General features: G+C 71.6%; 15 protein-coding genes. 10 read left to right on the top strand and 5 right to left on the bottom strand.

What is annotated here, in order from left to right; translation table 11 throughout:
* Positions 1-14: 14 nt before the first annotated feature.
* The 3 genes from OG289_RS11645 to OG289_RS11635 are packed head-to-tail and all read right to left on the bottom strand — an operon-like array spanning position 15 to position 4983.
* A complete protein-coding gene (locus tag OG289_RS11645; RefSeq protein ID WP_327313935.1) occupies positions 15-3548 on the bottom strand; it encodes a 5-oxoprolinase/urea amidolyase family protein in 3534 nt (1177 codons plus the stop codon).
* Positions 3545-4162, bottom strand: a complete 618-nt coding sequence (locus OG289_RS11640; protein WP_327313934.1) for an urea amidolyase associated protein UAAP2 — start codon at positions 4160-4162, stop codon at positions 3545-3547. The genes OG289_RS11645 and OG289_RS11640 overlap by 4 nt, the downstream gene beginning before the upstream one ends.
* Positions 4159-4983, bottom strand: a complete 825-nt coding sequence (locus OG289_RS11635; protein WP_327313933.1) for an urea amidolyase associated protein UAAP1 — start codon at positions 4981-4983, stop codon at positions 4159-4161. The genes OG289_RS11640 and OG289_RS11635 overlap by 4 nt, the downstream gene beginning before the upstream one ends.
* Positions 4984-5128: 145 nt before the next feature.
* Here OG289_RS11635 and OG289_RS11630 point away from each other — a divergent pair, with 145 nt between their 5' ends.
* The 6 genes from OG289_RS11630 to OG289_RS11605 all read left to right on the top strand — a co-directional run bounded on the left by OG289_RS11630 (position 5129) and on the right by OG289_RS11605 (position 10682).
* Positions 5129-5755 carry a TetR/AcrR family transcriptional regulator gene (locus OG289_RS11630; RefSeq protein WP_327313932.1) on the top strand — a complete coding sequence of 209 codons (627 nt, stop codon included), beginning with the start codon at positions 5129-5131 and terminating at the stop codon, positions 5753-5755.
* A gap of 300 nt (positions 5756-6055) precedes the next feature.
* On the top strand, positions 6056-7681 hold the full coding sequence (locus OG289_RS11625; RefSeq protein WP_327313931.1) for a sensor histidine kinase: 1626 nt from the start codon (positions 6056-6058) through the stop codon (positions 7679-7681).
* Positions 7678-8085, top strand: coding sequence for a roadblock/LC7 domain-containing protein (locus OG289_RS11620; protein ID WP_327313930.1), 408 nt, complete (start codon positions 7678-7680; stop codon positions 8083-8085). Before OG289_RS11625 ends, OG289_RS11620 begins: the two co-directional genes overlap by 4 nt.
* The gene (locus OG289_RS11615) at positions 8082-8516 is read left to right on the top strand and encodes a DUF742 domain-containing protein (protein WP_327313929.1); all 435 of its coding nucleotides are present in this window, start codon (positions 8082-8084) and stop codon (positions 8514-8516) included. Before OG289_RS11620 ends, OG289_RS11615 begins: the two co-directional genes overlap by 4 nt.
* Positions 8497-9117, top strand: a complete 621-nt coding sequence (locus OG289_RS11610) for a GTP-binding protein (RefSeq protein WP_327313928.1) — start codon at positions 8497-8499, stop codon at positions 9115-9117. The genes OG289_RS11615 and OG289_RS11610 overlap by 20 nt, the downstream gene beginning before the upstream one ends.
* Positions 9118-9176: 59 nt before the next feature.
* Complete coding sequence (locus OG289_RS11605; protein ID WP_327313927.1) at positions 9177-10682, top strand: cytochrome P450; 1506 nt, start codon at positions 9177-9179, stop codon at positions 10680-10682.
* Here OG289_RS11605 and OG289_RS11600 read toward each other — a convergent pair.
* On the bottom strand, positions 10676-11659 hold the full coding sequence (locus tag OG289_RS11600) for an RluA family pseudouridine synthase (protein WP_327313926.1): 984 nt from the start codon (positions 11657-11659) through the stop codon (positions 10676-10678). The two genes, OG289_RS11605 and OG289_RS11600, sit on opposite strands and share 7 nt — an antisense overlap.
* Positions 11660-11726: 67 nt before the next feature.
* Here OG289_RS11600 and OG289_RS11595 point away from each other — a divergent pair, with 67 nt between their 5' ends.
* Positions 11727-12308, top strand: a complete 582-nt coding sequence (locus tag OG289_RS11595) for a GNAT family N-acetyltransferase (RefSeq protein ID WP_442818891.1) — start codon at positions 11727-11729, stop codon at positions 12306-12308.
* 31 nt (positions 12309-12339) lie between these two features.
* On the opposite strand, the gene OG289_RS11590 is transcribed toward OG289_RS11595, so the two are convergent.
* Entirely contained in the window at positions 12340-13896 is a 1557-nt protein-coding gene (locus OG289_RS11590; protein ID WP_327313924.1) for an amino acid permease, read from the bottom strand.
* Between the two features lie 217 nt (positions 13897-14113).
* Here OG289_RS11590 and OG289_RS11585 point away from each other — a divergent pair, with 217 nt between their 5' ends.
* From OG289_RS11585 to OG289_RS11575, 3 genes are all read left to right on the top strand, one after another.
* Positions 14114-14737 (top strand): PadR family transcriptional regulator, encoded by a 624-nt coding sequence (locus OG289_RS11585; protein WP_327313923.1) that lies wholly within the window; start codon positions 14114-14116, stop codon positions 14735-14737.
* A 166-nt stretch (positions 14738-14903) separates the two neighbouring features.
* Positions 14904-15926, top strand: coding sequence for an ATP-binding cassette domain-containing protein (locus tag OG289_RS11580; RefSeq protein ID WP_327313922.1), 1023 nt, complete (start codon positions 14904-14906; stop codon positions 15924-15926).
* The gene (locus tag OG289_RS11575; RefSeq protein WP_327313921.1) at positions 15923-16699 is read left to right on the top strand and encodes an ABC transporter permease; all 777 of its coding nucleotides are present in this window, start codon (positions 15923-15925) and stop codon (positions 16697-16699) included. The genes OG289_RS11580 and OG289_RS11575 overlap by 4 nt, the downstream gene beginning before the upstream one ends.
* Positions 16700-16709: the final 10 nt, after the last annotated feature.

Raw genomic sequence — 16709 nt, 5'->3', positions numbered from 1 at the left:
GTGCTCCTCGGGGTTCAGCTCGCGGCCGGGGCCAGGACGAGCAGTGCCGTCCCCGCCTCGACCTGGTCGCCGGGTCGGGCCAGGACCTGCGCCACCACGCCGTCGACCGGCGCGTGCACCCTGGACTCCATCTTCATCGCCTCCAGGGCGAGCAGCGGCTGCCCCGCCGTCACCTCGTCGCCGGGAGACACGTTCAGCTGCCATACGGACGCGGCGAATTCGGCCTCGATCAGTCGGCCGCCCGGCGGGACCGCCACCTCGGCCGGGGCAGCGGGCGGCGCTGCCGCCGCCTCCGCCCGGGCGAACTCGCCCGCCGCCTCCCACGCGTCCCGCTCCGTCGCGAACGCGGCCCGCTGGCGGGACCTGAACTGCGTGATGGAGTCCGCGTGTTCGGTGAGAAACGTCCGGTACTCGGCGAGCGAGAAGGTGCCCTCCTCGATGCGTGGCACGAAGCGGCCCGAGGTGATGTCGGCCCGCAGGTCGAGGAGTTCGTCCGCGTCGACCGGGTACCAGCGGATCCGGTCGAAGAATCGCAGCAGCCAGGGCGAGCCCGGCTCGAACGCGCCGCGCTGCTGCCAGGGCGACCACACCTGCGTCGTCCGGCCCACGAACTGGTAGCCGCCGGGGCCCTCCATGCCGTAGACGCACAGGTACGCGCCGCCGATGCCCACCGAGTTCTCGGCCGTCCAGGTGCGCGCGGGGTTGTACTTCGTCGTCACCAGGCGGTGGCGCGGGTCGAGGGGCGTGGCGACCGGGGCGCCGAGGTAGACGTCCCCGAGGCCCAGGACCAGGTACTCCGCGTCGAAGACCGTGTCGTAGACGTCGGCCACCGACTCCAGGCCGTTGACCCGGCGGATGAACTCGATGTTCCACGGGCACCAGGGGGCGTCGTCGCGGACGCCCGCCATGTAGCGGGCGATGGCCTCGCGGGTGGCGGGATCGTCCCAGGACAGGGGGAGGTGCACGGTGCGGGAGGGGACGACCAGCTCGTCCGAGGGCGGGAGGGCCGCTGTCATCTCCCTGACGAACGCGAGGAGTTCGTGCTGGGGGAGGCGGCGGGGGTCCGTCTGGATCTGGAGGGAACGGATGCCCGGGGTGAGGTCGGTGACGCCCGCCAGGTCCGCCGCGGCCACCGCCTCCATCAGCGCGTGGACCCGCATGCGCAGGGCCAGGTCCAGCTGCATGGGCCCGAACTCGACCAGCAGGTTGTCGTCGCCGCTGCGCCGGTAGGTCACGTCGCCGTCGCGGGCCAGCACACCCCCGTCGACGATCTCGGGGCGCAGTGCGCCGGTGACGTCCACCGGCCGGAAGCGGACCGTGTCGCCGGGGCGCAACTGGCCCAGCTTCCAGCGCTCGGAGCTGAGCACGGTCGCCGGGCACACGAATCCGCCCAGCGAGGGGCCGTCCGGGCCGAGCAGCACCGGCATGTCGCCCGTGTAGTCGACGGCGCCGACGGAGTAGGGGGTGTCGTGGATGTTGGACGGGTGCAGGCCCGCCTCGCCGCCGTCGGCGCGCGCCCAGCGCGGCTTCGGCCCCACCAGGCGGACACCGGTGCGGGCCGAGTTGAAGTGGACCTTCCAGTCGGCGGCGTAGAAGTCGCGGATGTCGTCCTCGGTGAAGAACTCCGGGGCCGCGTGCGGGCCTTCGACCGCGCCGATGTGCCAGACGGCGGTGAAGGACGGCCGGTCCGCGGCTTTCGCGGCTTCCTCGGCCTCCCCGGCCTCCGTGCCTCGGGCGACCGTCCCACCGTGCAGGACGTCGCCCGTCCGCAGCGCCCGCCCGCCGTGGCCGCCGAACCGGCCCAGCGTGAAGGTGCTCGCGCTGCCCAGGAAGGCGGGGACGTCCAGGCCGCCCGCGAACAGGACGTAGGTGCGCAGGCCGTGCTCGCCGGGCGCGCCGATCTCCAGCAGGGCCCCGGCCGGCACGGTCACCGGCTCCCACTGCGCCACCGCCGTACCGTCCACGGCGACCGGGGCCGGAGCGCCCGTCACGCACACCGTCGTGGGGTGGGTGAAGCGCAGCGTCGGGCCCTGGAGCGTGCATTCCAGGCCCGGGGTGCCCTCGGGGTTGCCCAGCGCGCGGTTGCCGAGGCGGAAGGAGCGGTCGTCCATCGGGCCGGACGGCGGCACGCCGACCTGCCAGCGGCCGGTGCGGCCGGGCCAGTCCTGCACGGTGGTGAGGGTGCCGCCGGAGACGACCTCGATGCGCGGGGTCGGGTCGGTGACCGTGGCGAGGGTCCCGGTGGAGTGGGTGGCCCTGCGGAGGTCCGGGTCGGTGAGCGCCGCCCGCACTAGCCCCAGGTTCGTCTCGATGCCGTCGACCCGGGTGCGGGCCAGCGCCTCGTCGAGGCGGCGCAGCGCATGATCCCGGTCGGAACCGTGGGCGATCACCTTCGCGAGCATCGGGTCGTAGGCGGTGGTCACCTCGGTGCCGGTCTCCACCCAGCCGTCGACGCGTACCCCGGCCGGGAACTCGACCCGGGTCAACAGGCCCGCGCTGGGCCGGTGTTCCCGGCTCGGGTCCTCCGCGTAGAGGCGCGCCTCGACGGCGTGGCCGCGAGGTGGGCCGGGGTCGACCACCACGTCCCGCTCGCCGCGTGCCAGTCGCAGCATCCAGGCGACCAGGTCGACGCCGTAGATCTCCTCGGTGACCGGATGTTCCACCTGCAGACGGGTGTTGACCTCCAGGAAGGAGGCCTCCTCGCGGGCCGCGTCGTAGACGAACTCGACGGTCCCGGCGGAGCGGTAGCCGACGGAGGCGCACAGGTCGCGTGCGGCGGAGGCGAGTTGTGCTCGCACGTGGTCCGGCAGGCCAGGGGCCGGCGCCTCCTCCAGGACCTTCTGGTTGCGGCGCTGGAGCGAGCAGTCACGGTCGCCGAAGGTGACGACCTTCCCCTCGCCGTCGCCGAAGACCTGCACCTCGACATGGCGGGCGCGCTCCACGAGCCGTTCCAGGAAGACACCGGCGGAGGAGAAGGAGGCGGAGGCGACGCGCTGGACGCGTTCCCAGGCGTCGGTGAGTTCGTCGGGGGAGTGGCAGGCCGACATGCCGATGCCGCCGCCCCCGCCCGTCGCCTTGAGCATGACCGGATAGCCGATGAGTCGCGCCTTCTCCAGTGCCTCGGGGAGTCCCGACAGCAGGCCGGTGCCCGGTGCCAGCGGCACGCCCGCCGCCAGTGCCGCCGCCCGGGCCGTGTGCTTGGCGCCGAACAACTCCAGTTGCCCGGGGGTCGGTCCGACGAACACGATCCCGGCGTCGGCGCAGCGGCGGGCGAAGGCCGCGTCCTCGGAGAGGAAGCCGTAGCCCGGGTGGACGGCGCCCGCACCGGTGTCCTTGGCCGCCCTCAGGACGAGGTCGGCGTCGAGGTAGGACTCCTTCGCGGGTGCCGGACCGAGCCGTACCGCCTCGTCGGCGAGCCGGACGTGGGGCGCCGAGCGGTCGGGGTCGGAGTACACGGCGACCGTGCGCAGGCCGAGTTCGCGGGCGGTGCGGATGACGCGGGCGGCTATCTCGCCCCGGTTGGCGACCAGCAGTTTGTCGAAGGTCATGTGCCCGCCCCGGTGATCGTCATCTCCACCGCCGTCGGCTCGAAGCCGTTGCACGGGTTGTTGATCTGGGGGCAGTTGGAGACCAGGACGAGGACGTCCCGTTCGGCGCGGAGCGTGAGGGTGAGGCCCGGTGCGGAGAGGCCGTCGACGATGCCGAGGGTGCCGTCCTTCTCGACGGGCACGTTCATGTACCAGTTGATGTTGGAGACCAGGTCCCGCTTGCCGAGGCCGTGCTTGGCGCCCTCGGCCAGGAAGTTGTCCACGCAGGCGTGCTGCGCGAAGGTGTGATGGCCGTAGCGCAGGGTGTTGGACTCCTTGGAGCAGGCGCCGCCGACGGTGTCGTGGCGCCCCACGGCGTCGGCGGTCACCGTCATCAGCGGGGTGTGCTCGTTGGACATCAGCACACTGCCCGTGGTGAGGAAGATGCCGCCCTGCGCGTGGATCGTGTCCGGGGCGCTGTAGCGCACGGACGTGTCGTGGGCGTCGTACACGAGGAAGTCGACGGCCTGGTTGCCGTGCAGGTCGGTGATGGTCAGCGTCTCGCCGGCACGGACGACGGACGACCAGGCGGCGCGGGCCGGGACGACGGTTTTCACCGGAACCACTGTCTTCATGCGAGCCCCCTCGCGGTGAGAAATTCGGCGGTGTTGAGGAAGGCACGACGGCCCTCGGGGGTGGCGTCCCACAGAGGGTCGCCCGGCCGGGTGGGCGCCGCCCGCCAGGCGAGGACCTCCAGTGGGGTGCTGACGTACTCCGGGCGGGGGTCGGCCGGGTGCGGCACGTTGGCGATCAGGACCGTCACGTCCTGCTCGGCCCGCAGGGTGACGCTGGCGCCGGGGCCGGCCGAGCCGGTGAAGTCGAGGGTGCCGTCTTCGCGGATCTTCACGCCCTGGAAGAAGGAGAGGGAGGGCGGGAGATCGCGGGGCTCCAGGCCGTTCTTCGCGGCGGCCGGCTTGAACAGCTCGCGGCCGGCCGGGGAGGCGGACTGCGGGGTGCCGTCGCCGTAGCGCTCGGTGTTGCGGGCGAGGGTGGAGGTGCCGCACAGGGCGTCGTGCCGGCCGGAGGTGTCGGTGACGACCGAGGCGAGGACCCGCCCCTGGTCGGACAGGAGGAGCACGCCCTCGCCGAGGTAGGCGTTCCACTGGACCTTGACCGTGTCGGCGACGTTCAATCGCTCCCAGGGGCGGCCGTCCACGTACAGGAGCAGGTGGGCGCAGGCGTCGCCGCGCAGGTCGGTCAGGCGCAGCTCGGTGCCGCGCGCGAGGACCCGGTGGGTGTAGTTGCCGCCGGCGACGGTCTCGGCCCACACCAGGTGGCCCGCCTCGCAGGGTGGGGCCGGCCAGTCGGCCGCCGGTACGACGGGCATGGCGTCGGCGCGTGTGCCCTCCTGGGAGCGGGCATGGGCGCGGGCTCCGTAGGTGGTCTCTGTCGCCATCGGGGACCTCCGACTGAGGGATAATTTCTGTCGCTCGACAGAAATTAGGGGCGGGTCGGGTCGCCGCCGTTGCCGCCGCGTTGCCGGCTCGTTACCGGCCCCTCACGAAGATCGCCGCCCGGCGTCGTGTGCGAGGATCGAACGCATGGGGACGAGCAGCGGACGCCGAGTGGGCCGGCCACGGGCCGCGCAACGCCCGGACAGCGGGCTCACGCCACGCGCCGAGCTGCTCACGGCCGCCGCGGAGCTGTTCACCTCGCGCGGCTACGCCGCCACCACGACCCGGGCCGTCGCCGAGCGCGCGGGCATGCGCCAGGCGTCCATGTACCACTACGTCTCCGGCAAGGAGGAACTGCTCGCCGAGCTGCTGGAGTCGACGGTCACACCCTCGCTGACCTGCGCCCGTGAGCTGCTCGCGGACGACGCGCGGGCGGCCGAGGACCGGTTGTGGGAGCTGTGCCGCACCGACGTGGAGCTGCTCTGCGGCGGCTCGCACAACCTCGGCGGCCTCTACCTGCTGCCCGAGGTGCGCACCGAGCGGTTCGCCGGGTTCCATGCCGTGCGCGGCGAACTCAAGGACGCCTACCGCCAGTTGATCGCCGCGACGGCCGCGGGCGGCGCGCTCGCGAAGAGTGACCTGGATCTGCGCACCGACCTCGTCTTCGGACTCATCGAGGGCGTCATCCTCGTCCACCGCTCGGATCCCGACCGCTCCGTCTCGGAGTTCGCCCGGGCCACCGCCGACGCGGCCCTGCGCATCGCGGGCAACTGAGCACCGCCTGACGGAACTTGAGGGCACCTGGGGTGCTCAGGAGCGGTCTTCTCACCCGTCCCGGTGAACTGTTTCGCACGCCTGTGCATCATCACGTGGCGTGTTCGAACAAATTCGCTGTGTGTAAATGGGTTTGAGGCTACTTCATGTACGGAGTCGGTTTCAGGGCGTTGCCGAATATGACGCGGCGATGATCCGGTCGGACTAGGCTCGCCCGCGGCGCACCGAGTTGAGGCGTATTCGTGCGCTTGTTCCCAAACATCCCGAAGATGCCGACAGATCCCTACAGAGGGTGCCCACATGGTGAGTGTTCAGTCCCCACCCGGTCGCCGAGAACTTCCCTACGCGCGTGTGCTGTTGCTGCCGGCGATACTGATGGCCGCGGCGACCGGAGCCGCCGTCGCCCTGGTGGCGACGCAGGCCCGGCTCGCCGTCGGCGTCTGCGGAACCGTCGCGACCCTCCTGGTGATCGTGGCGGGAGCCGAGTCGGTGCGCCGAGGTCGGCTGCTGCGGGAGTTGCGCGCGGAGAGGGACCAGCGCGTCGCGTACCTGGAACGGTGCGTCGCAGGCCATACGGAGGAGAACCGCCTCCTCGCCGAGGTGTTCGTGCCCAACGCCGTGGAGTGGCTGCGCGCCGGAAATTCCCCCAGGGAGGTGATGCGCGACCTCGGCGAGGGTGATCCTGCGTTCCGCGCGCTCGACGACGCGCAGCGCGCCGTCATCCGGAAGATCCTCGACATCGTCGACCACGAGGAGTCCCTGCGTGACTCCGCCCAGCGCTCCTTCGTCAGCATCGCGCGCCGCGTGCAGGCCATCGTCCACCAGCAGTCCGCGGAACTGCGGGAGATGGAGGAGGACCACGGCCGCAACCCCGAGGTCTTCGACGACCTCCTGCGCATCGACCACGGCACCTCGCTGATCGGCCGCCTCGCCGACTCCATCGGTGTGCTCGGCGGCGGCCGGCCCAGCCGCAACTGGCCCCAGCCGGTCCCGCTGTACAGCGTGCTGCGCGGCGCCATGTCCCGGATCCTGGAGTACCGGCGCATCCAGCTGGACTCCATCGCCAAGGTCAACATCCGCGGGCTGTCGGCCGAGCCGCTCATCCACGCGCTCGCCGAGCTCCTCGACAACGCCACCCGCTACTCGCCCCCGCAGAGCAAGGTGCACGTCAACGCCGTCGAGGTGCAGACCGGCATCGCCATCGAGATCGAGGACGCCGGCGTCAGCCTCAGCGAGGAGTCCCGCGCCAAGGCCGAGCGCATGCTCGAGCAGGCCAAGAGGGGTGTCGACATCCAGGATGCCGGCGGTACCCCGCGCCTGGGCCTCGCGGTCGTCGGCCGTCTGTGCACCTCGTTCAACCTGCAGGTCTCGCTGCGGAAGTCGGCCTACGGCGGCGTCCGGGCCGTCCTCATCGTGCCGAGCGAGATGCAGACCCTCGATCCCGCCCCCGGCTTCGCACACGGCATCGGCGCCACCGCCGTGCCGCAGATCGACCTCAGCCAGATCGGCGAGGGCCCCAAGCGCCCGCCCAAGAAGCGCCGCCCCACCAACCCGCGCATCCCCGCCGGGGTCTCCCTGACCGACGACGAGGTGCCCGAGGTCACCGAGTGGACCGAGCAGGGCCTGCCCCAGCGGCGCAGCAAGACCACGATCTCGATCGCCCAGCGCTACCGCGAGGCCTACGCCGCCCAGGAAGCCGAGCGCGAGGGCAAGCCCGACCTGTTCGCGCAGCCCCGTCCGGAGGCCCAGCCCGCGAGGAAGAAGCAAGAGCCCGGGGTGGCGTTCGAGGCGTTCTGGGAGGGCCTGAAGAAGCAAGCTCCGCCGGGTGTGCACCCCACCGACTTCACCCGCAATCCCACCGCATACCTGCACCTGATCGAAGACAAGGCCAAGCCCGAGGCCGACGACGAAGGGGACCTCACGTGATCCAGCAGCGCCAAAACTTCGACTGGCTGCTCAAGGAGCTCTACGACGGCGTTCCGGGGATCGAGATGATCGTGGTGCTCTCGGCCGACGGCCTGCGCATCGCCCGCTACGCCGGTGACCCCGACGCGGCCGACCGGGTCGCCGCCGCCTGTGCGGGCGTGCAGAGCCTGGCCGCTGCCGTCGCCCAGGAGATCCACTCCAGCGACGGCGAGATGAACATGGTCGTCATCGACCTGAGCGGCGGCTACTTCTACCTGATGTCGGCCGGCGACAACGCCTACCTCGCGGTCCTCGCCGACGTGCGCTGCGAGGCCGGCCGGATGAGCGCCAGCATGCGCGACCTCGTCGTCCGGATCGGCGCCCACCTCACCACCCCGCCCCGGCGCAAAGGGCAGAGCGTATGACGCCTCCGCAACGCCGGCGGCGACAACCCCTGCCGGAACTGCCCCCGCCGCCCCCGCCGCCCCCGCAGCCCCCACAGCCCCTGAAGGAGGGGGGAGGGGAGGGAGAGGGCAGGAATCTCGAGCGGCTCTACATCATCACGGGCGCGGACGGCGAGCGCGCTCCCGTCGACCTGGTCACGTTGATCGTGGCGTGTACCGAACCGCCCTCGTCGGCCACGCCAGAGCAGACGGCGGTGCTGCGGATGTGCGGCGCCCCGCTGTCGGTGGCCGAGGTGTCGGCCTATCTCCGTCTCCCGTTCAGCGTGGTGACGGTACTGCTGACCGAGATGCTGGCGGCCGAACTCGTGCAGGCGCGCGCCCCGATCGTCCGGCAGCAGCTCCCCGACCGTTCCCTTCTCGAAGCGGTGATGAATGGACTTCAACGGCTCTGACACGATTCCCGGCCCACGGACCGAGGACTGTCTGCCGCACACCACCACGGCCGCGGCGAAGATCGTCATCGTGGGCGGGTTCGGCGTCGGCAAGACCACCATGGTCGGCTCCGTCAGCGAGATCAGGCCGCTGACCACCGAGGAGACCATGACCCAGGCAGGCATCGGGGTCGACGACAACTACGGCTCCGAGACGAAGACCGCCACCACCGTGGCCATGGACTTCGGCCGGATCCGCATCACGGAACAGGTCGTGCTCTACCTCTTCGGCACACCCGGCCAGGAGCGCTTCTGGTTCCTGTGGAACGGGCTGTTCGAGGGCGCGCTCGGCGCGGTCGTCCTGGTCGACACCCGCCGCCTCGAGGTCAGCTTCGAGGTCATGGGCCGACTGGAGGAGGGCGGAGTGCCCTTCGTCGTCGCCGTCAACACCTTCCCCGACGGGCCCCGTTACCCCATCGAGGAGCTGCGCGGGGCACTGGACCTGCCGCCCGAGATCCCGATCGTGGAGTGCGACGTCCGCCGCCGCGCCTCGAGCCGCGACGTCCTGATGACCCTCATGCGCTTCCTGCACACCCTGGCCCTGAGCCGCAGCCTCCCCTGACACCCACCGCACCACATCCCCCCCGACCAACGGATCCACCACAGTTTCGGAGCGACCCTGTGACTCCCGAACACCCCGTCCCGACCGGTCCGCACGACCTCGCCCTGGACCCGCCGCCAGGTTGCCCCGCGCACAACCGGGGCCCCGGCGGACTGGCCCGCCTCTACGGCCCCGGAGCGGAGGACCTGAACGAACTGTACGAGCGCCTGCGCGAGGAGCACGGCCCCGTGGCCCCGGTCCTGATCCAGGACGACCTGCCGATGTGGATGGTCCTCGGTCACGCCGAGAACCTGCACATGGTGCGTGCGCCCTCGCAGTTCACCAAGGACAGCCGCATCTGGTCGCCGCTGCTGGAGGGCAGGGTCAGGCCCGACCACCCGCTCATGCCGCACATCGCCTGGCAGCCCATGGCCGCCCACGCCGAGGGCGACGAGCACAAGCGGCTGCGGGGCGCGGTCACCGCGGCCATGGGAACCATCGATGACCGCAGCGTGCGCCGCTACATCAACCGCTCCAGCCAGCGCCTGGTCAACCGCTTCTGCGAAGAGGGCCGGGCCGAACTGGTGGGCCAGTTCGTCGAGCACCTGCCGATGGCCGTGATGTGCCATGTCCTCGGCATGCCCGACGAGTACAACGACCGGATGGTGCACTGCGCCCGCGACGCGCTCAAGGGGTCCGAGACCGCCATCGCCAGCCACGAGTACGTCATGGGGGCGCTGACCCGGCTCACCGCGCGCCGCCGCGCCCGGCCCGAGGAGGACTTCGCCAGCCACCTCATCGGCCACCCGGCGGCCCTCACCGACGACGAGGTCAGGGAGCATCTGCGCCTGGTCCTCTTCGCCGCCTACGAGGCCACGGTCAACCTGCTCTCCAACGTGCTGCGCATGGTCCTCACCGACCCGCGTTTCCTCGCCCGGCTCAACGGCGGCCAGATGACGGTGGCGGAGGCGGTCGAGCAGTCCCTGTGGGACGAACCCCCGTTCAGCACCATCTTCGCCTACTTCGCCAAGCAGGACACGGAGTTGGGCGGTCAGCGCATCCGCCGGGGCGACGGCCTGTTCTTCGCGCCCGCTCCCGGCAACGTGGACCCCCGGGTGCGTCCCGACCTGTCCGCCAACATGCAGGGCAACCGCTCCCACCTCGCCTTCGGCAGCGGCCCGCACGAATGCCCCGGCCAGGACATCGGCCGCGCCATCGCCGACGTCGGCGTCGACGCGCTGCTGATGCGGCTGCCGGACGTGCAACTCGACTGCGAAGAGGACGAGTTGCGGTGGACGATGTCGATCGCCTCACGACATCTGGTGGAACTGCCGGTCCGGTTCGAACCGAAGGACCAGCAGGACGTCAAACACAAGCCGAGCCACGCCCCGATCCCGCCGCAGCGCATGATGCGACCGGTGAACACGGAACCGCAGCCCGCGCCGGCATCCGCCCTCGCGCCGCCGGCCGCACCGCAGCCCGCGCCGGCATCCGCCCTCGCGCCGCCGGCCGCACCGCAGCCGACGAAACCGGCCCGCAGGCCGAACGCCTGGCGGCGCTTCCTGGCCTGGTGGCGCGGCTACTGAGCGACGCCCGGTGACGGAGTGGCCGCCCGGCCGTCCTGCCACCTGCCCTGCGACGCCCAGGCCTCGAGCACTCGGCCACTGCGCAGCCGGTGTGCCGTCCCCGTGACCGGATCGGTGAACTCCAGCTCCCGCGCCAGCAGTTGCAGCGGTCGCCGGAAGTCGCCGGCCGGCACGCGGGCGGCCACCTCGGGGTAGAGCGGATCGCCGAGGATCGGCACGCCCAACGCGGCCATGTGCACCCGGAGTTGGTGGGTCTGCCCGGTCTCGGGGACCAGCCGGTAGCGGGCGAGGCCGTTCGGACGGTGCTCCACCGGCTCGATGTGGCTGACCGCGTTCGGCTCGCCCGGCACCTCCCGGGCGGCCAGGACACCGCGCTCCTTCACGATCCGGCTGCGCACGGTCACCGGCCAGGCGCGCGAGGAATCGTGCGGCGCGACGGCCTCGTACACCTTGCGCATCCGGCGGTCGCGGAACAGCGTCTGGTAGGCCCCGCGCTCCTCGGGGCGCACCGTGAAGAGCACGAGCCCGGCGGTGAGCCGGTCGAGCCGGTGCGCGGCGCCGAGCGCGGGGACGGCCAGCTCCCGCCGCAGCCGGGCCAGCGCGGTCTCGGTGACATGGCTGCCGCGCGGGGTGGTGGCCAGGAAGTGCGGCTTGTCCACGACGACGATGTGCTCGTCGCGGTACACGATCTCCAGCGGGAACGGCACGGGCACCTCGGCGGGCAGCTCGCGGTGGAACCACACGAACATCCCCGGCACGTACGCCGCGTCCGGCGCCACCGCCACACCGTCGGCGCCGACGACGAGCCCGGCCGCCAGCATCCCGTCCACGACCCCGGCACCCGCCCCGCCGAGCCGCTCCACCAGGTGCTCCCGGACGGTGGCCCAGGCGCCCTCGCCCGGCAACCGCACCCGCACGGCGTCGATCCCGTCGCGCTGCGGCAACGGGGAGGGCGGGGGAGGGGTACGGCGTCTCATCGGGGTCAAGCCTACGGCGACGGGAAACCCGGTTGACTCCTCGCGGCCCGTTGGCAGGATGCGGATCATGCCCTACACCGCCGACTTCGTCCTGCCCGCCGGAACCCTCTCCGGCACGCCGCAGCCCGTGCTCCGCACCGGCGACGGACTCCTCCTGCGCCCGTGGCGGGCCGCGGACGCACCCGCCGTGTACGCCGCCTTCCAGGACCCGGTGATGCACCAGTGGCACATCAGGGCCGCCGACTCCGAGGAGGAGGTCGGCGGCTGGATCGAGGAGTGGGGGAAGAGCTGGGCGGAAGAGCGGAGCGCCCAGTGGGCCGTCGTCGACGCCGGCACCGACGAACTGCTGGGGCGGGTGGCGCTGCGCGGCATCCTGCTCGGTGAGGGCGTCGCCGAGGTCGCGTACTGGACGACCAGGGCGGCCCGTGGCCGGGGAGTCGCCCCCCGGGCCACGACCGCCCTGACGCGCTGGTCCTTCGACGAGATCGGCTTCCACCGCCTGGAGCTGATGCACGCCACCGCCAACGAGGCCTCCTGCCGCGTCGCCGTCAAGGCCGGTTTCACCCTGGAGGGCACCAAGCGCAGCGCCGCCCTGCACCAGGACGGCTGGCACGACATGCACCTGCACGCGCGCGTGCACGGCGACTGAGCCCGCGCGGAACAGGCCCGCCGACCCCGCGTTACGCCGTCGCGCCCTCCGGTACGGCGGCGGCCGGCACCGGTGTCCGCCTCCGGTACGCCCGGAAGGCCACGCCGACCGCGACCGTCGCGCCGAGGAAGAGCACCGTGAACCACTGGAAGTACCAGTGCCCGCCCGCCGGGTCGTACACCGCCGCGCGCGGCCAGGCCAGGTTGACCGTCATCAGCAGGCCGTACAGGAGGGCGAGGGCGTTCACCGGGACGCCCCAGCGGCCCAGGGAGAACAGGCGGGCGCCCGTCTCGTCCGTGCCCGTCGAGGAGAACTGTCCGCGCAGCCGGCGCACCAGCAGCGGTCCGGTGACCATCGCGTACGCCAGGTACAGCATCACGATGCAGGTCGTGCCGATGGCGAGGAACGCCTCCGGCGAGGCGAAGTTGAGCAGCAGCAGGGCCGCCGCGAGGACGCCGACCACCAGCGCCGGGGCGTTCGGCATGCCGGTGCGCGGGTGTACGCGCGCGAGGCGGCCGGAGAACGGGAGCTGTCCGTCGCGGGCCATGGAGAACAGCATTCGGCAGGCCGCCGTCTGGATGGCGAGCGTCGCCACCGCGATCGCCACGACCACGTCCGCCAGCAGCACCTTGCCGACGCCGTCGCCGAGGCTGCTGGTGAGGACGTAGCTGAGACCGTCGACTCCGAGGTGTCCGTCGGTGAGGCTGGGCGCGGCCAGCAGGCCGCCCAGCACGATCAGCCCGCCCAGCAGGCCGGCCGCGCCGAGCGCGGTGAGGATGGTGCGGGGCGCGGTGCGGCGCGGGTTGCGCGTCTCCTCGCTCATCTCGCCCGCGCTGTCGAAGCCGATCATCACGTAGGCGGCCGTGAACGAGCCGACGAGCAGCGCCCCGAACAGGCCGTTCTGCGCGGCCCCTGCGGTGTGGAAGGTGATGCCGGGGTTGCGCTCGGAGTGGGTGAGCAGCAGCACGACGATGAGCACCGCGCCGATGATCTCGGCGGTGACGCCGACCCGGTTGATCAGGGACATCACACGGTTGTCGACGACGTTCACGAGCGTCGTCAGCACCAGCAGGATCACGCCGAGCAGTGCCGCGTTGGCCGCGCCGTCCGGTGAGGTGGGCGCCGGGTCGGTGCCGATCAGCTGGAAGCCCGACCAGATCGCCGGCAGCACCATCTGCAGCGCCAGCGTGGCCGCGGCCACCACGACCACCTGTCCGATCACCATGATCCAGCCGGCGAACCAGCCGAACGAGGGCGTCGACAGCCGCGACGACCACTGGTAGATCGCGCCCGAGATCGGATAGCGCGCCGCCAGTTCCGCGAAGCACGCGGCCACCAGCAACTGCCCGACCAGCACCGCCGGCCAGGCCCAGAAGAAGACCGGGCCGCCGAAGGCGTACCCGAAGGCGAAGAACTGGAAGACGGTCGTCAGGACGGAGATGAAGGAGAACCCGGCGGCGAAGGAGGCGTACCGGCCCAGGCTGCGGTGCAGCTCCTGGCGGTAGCCGAACTCGGCGAGGGAGCCGTCGCCGGCGTCGGGGGAGTGGGGCGGGTCGGAGCGTACGTCGGAGGGTGTCGTTGTCGTCACGGCGGAACCTGCCTTGGCCCAGAGGGGACGGGAATTCCTGTCGGGCGACAGAAATTAGGGACGTGCTGTTTCGTGCGCGTCACGCCGTCGTGTCCGGGGCGGGCCCAAGTCCTCACGTTTGCGGGACTTCACTCGATCGCGTTACATCGCGTCTATTGTCTCGGAGGGCGGCTCGCGATATGTTCGGCTACGGATATTCGAAAGCGAGGTGGTCGTCGTGACGAGGAAGCGCCGCAAGCTCAGCAATCCGTTGGCGCTCGCCGTGATGACGACGCTCTGGCAGAAGCCGATGCACCCGTACGAGATCGCCCAGACCCTGCGCAGTCAGGGCAAGGACACGAGTACGAAGACGAACTACGGCTCGCTCTACACCGTCGTGCAGAACCTCGAGAAGTACGGCTTCGTCGAGGTGACCGGTGTGGAACGCCAGGGCAACCGCCCCGAGCGCACGGTCTACGGGCTCACCGAGGCCGGGCGCGAGGAGATGGCCGAGTGGCTCTCGGACCTGATCGCCATCCCCGCGAAGGAGTACCCGATCTTCGAGACGGCGCTCTCGCTGATGGCGGCGCTGCCTCCCGACGAGGTGGTGCGCCTGCTGGAGACACGGCTGAGCTCGCTGGAGGTGCAGGTGGCCAGCGGCCGGGGAGTGCTCGAGAAGCTCTACGAGACGCTGCCGAGGCTTTTCCTCGTCGAGGTCGAGTACCAGCTGCACATGGTCGAGGCGCAGGCGGAGTGGGTCGGCGGTTTCCTCGACGAGATCAGGAAGGGATCGCTGCCCGGCGTCGAGCAGTGGCGGCACTTCCACGAGACGGGGGAGTTGCCGCAAGAGCTCAGATCATGAGAAAGACCCCGGCAGGCCTGTTGCAGCAGTCCCGCCGGGGTCTCGAACCCCGAAACGGATCCGCCGTGCGGCAGAACCGGGCCATCGAGGTGCGGCACACCCAGGATAGCCCGGCGCTCTTCACGCGGACCGATCACCAGTCCGCTCACTCAGGAGAGCTGTCGTCATGAGCAGTACGAGCACCACCCGCGCGCCCGCGGTCGAGGCGCGTCAACTCGTCAAGACCTACCCCGGCGGTGTCACCGCCCTGAACGGACTCGACGTCACCGTCGAGCCCGGCACCGTCTTCGGGCTCCTCGGCCCCAATGGCGCCGGCAAGTCCACCATCGTCAAGATCCTCACCACCCTCGCCCGCCCCGACTCCGGCTCGGCCACCGTCGCCGGTCACGACGTGCTGCGCCACCCGGACCGGGTGCGCCGCGCGATCGGCGTGGTCGCGCAGAACTCCGGCGCGGACCCGGTCGCCACCGGCCGGGACAACCTCCGTCTCCAGGGCAGGCTGTACGGCGTGAAGGGCGCCGCCCTCGACCGTCGGGTCGACGAGCTGCTCGAACGCTTCACGCTCACCGAGGCCGCCCGGCGTCCGGTCAAGGGCTACTCCGGCGGCATGCGGCGCCGGCTCGACGTCGCCCTGGGGTTGGTGCACCGGCCCGAGGTGCTCTTCCTCGACGAGCCCACCACCGGACTGGACCCCGAGGCCCGCACCGCGATGTGGGACGAGATCGGCCGTCTGGCCGGCGAGGAGGGCCTCACCATCCTGCTCACCACGCACTACCTGGAGGAGGCCGACCGGCTCGCCGAGCGCGTCGCCATCGTCGACCGTGGCCGGATCGTCGTCACGGGCACCCCCGACTCCCTCAAGGGCGAACTCCGCGGCGACGCCGTGCACGTGGAGGTACGCACCCCCCTCGGCGATGCGGGCCGCACCCTGCTGGACGGCGCCCTCGACGGACTCCCGGGCGTGCACGAGGTGCTGTGCGAGGGGCACCGGATCAGCGTCCGCGCCGACGACGGGGCAGCCGCCGTACCGGCGCTGCTGGGCGCGCTGGAGCGGGCCGGGGTCGGGGTGGCCACCGCGACCGTGGCCCGGCCGTCCCTCGACGACGTCTACCTCAGGTACGCGGGCCGCAGGTACGCGGAGGCGGAAGCGGACGCCGGCGTCCCCGTCCTCGCCGGAGGTGCGCGATGAGCACCGCCGTCGCCCAGACCTGGTACATGACGCAGCGTCAGCTCATGGTGTTCGCCCGGCAGCCCGCCTACGCGGTGATCACCCTGATCCAGCCGGTGATCTGGCTGTTCCTCTTCGGCAGCCTGTTCAAGAACGTCGTCGAGCTGGGCGGCTTCGGGACGGGCTCCTACCTCGACTACCTGGTGCCGGGCGTGGTCGTGATGAGCGCGCTGAGCGCCAATCTGTGGGCGGGCATGGGCACGTTGGAGGAGATCCAGCGCGGCACCCTGAACCGCTTCCTGACCACCCCGGCCAGCCGGGCCGCGCTGATGAACGGCAATGTCGTGCACAACGGCATCGTCACCGCCCTGCAGTCGGGCGTCATCGTGCTGCTCGGGCTGGCGGCCGGCGCGGACTACCCGGGTGGGGTCACCGGGGTCGCGGTCCTGATCGTCGCCGCCGTCCTGTTGGGCACCGTGTTCGGGGCGCTGTCCAACTCCCTCGGCATGCTGGTGCGCGAGCGGGAGTCGATCATCGGCATCAACACCTTCCTGCTGCTGCCGCTGACCTTTCTGTCCTCCGCCTTCATGGCGCCGGCCCAGATGCCCTCGTGGATGCGGCACATAGCCGACTTCAACCCGCTCAACTGGGCGATGATCGCGGGCCGTTCGGCACTGTCCGCCGACCCCGACCGGAGTGACGTGCTCAGCCGCGGCGGGGCGCTGCTCGCGCTCGCGGTGGCGGCGGTGTGGCTGTCGATCCGGACGTTCCGGTCGTACCAACGGTCGGTGTAGCGGTCGCCGC

Source organism: Streptomyces sp. NBC_01235 (assembly GCF_035989285.1).
GTDB lineage: Bacteria > Actinomycetota > Actinomycetes > Streptomycetales > Streptomycetaceae > Streptomyces.
This window is presented reverse-complemented; position numbering and strand designations above follow the sequence as displayed.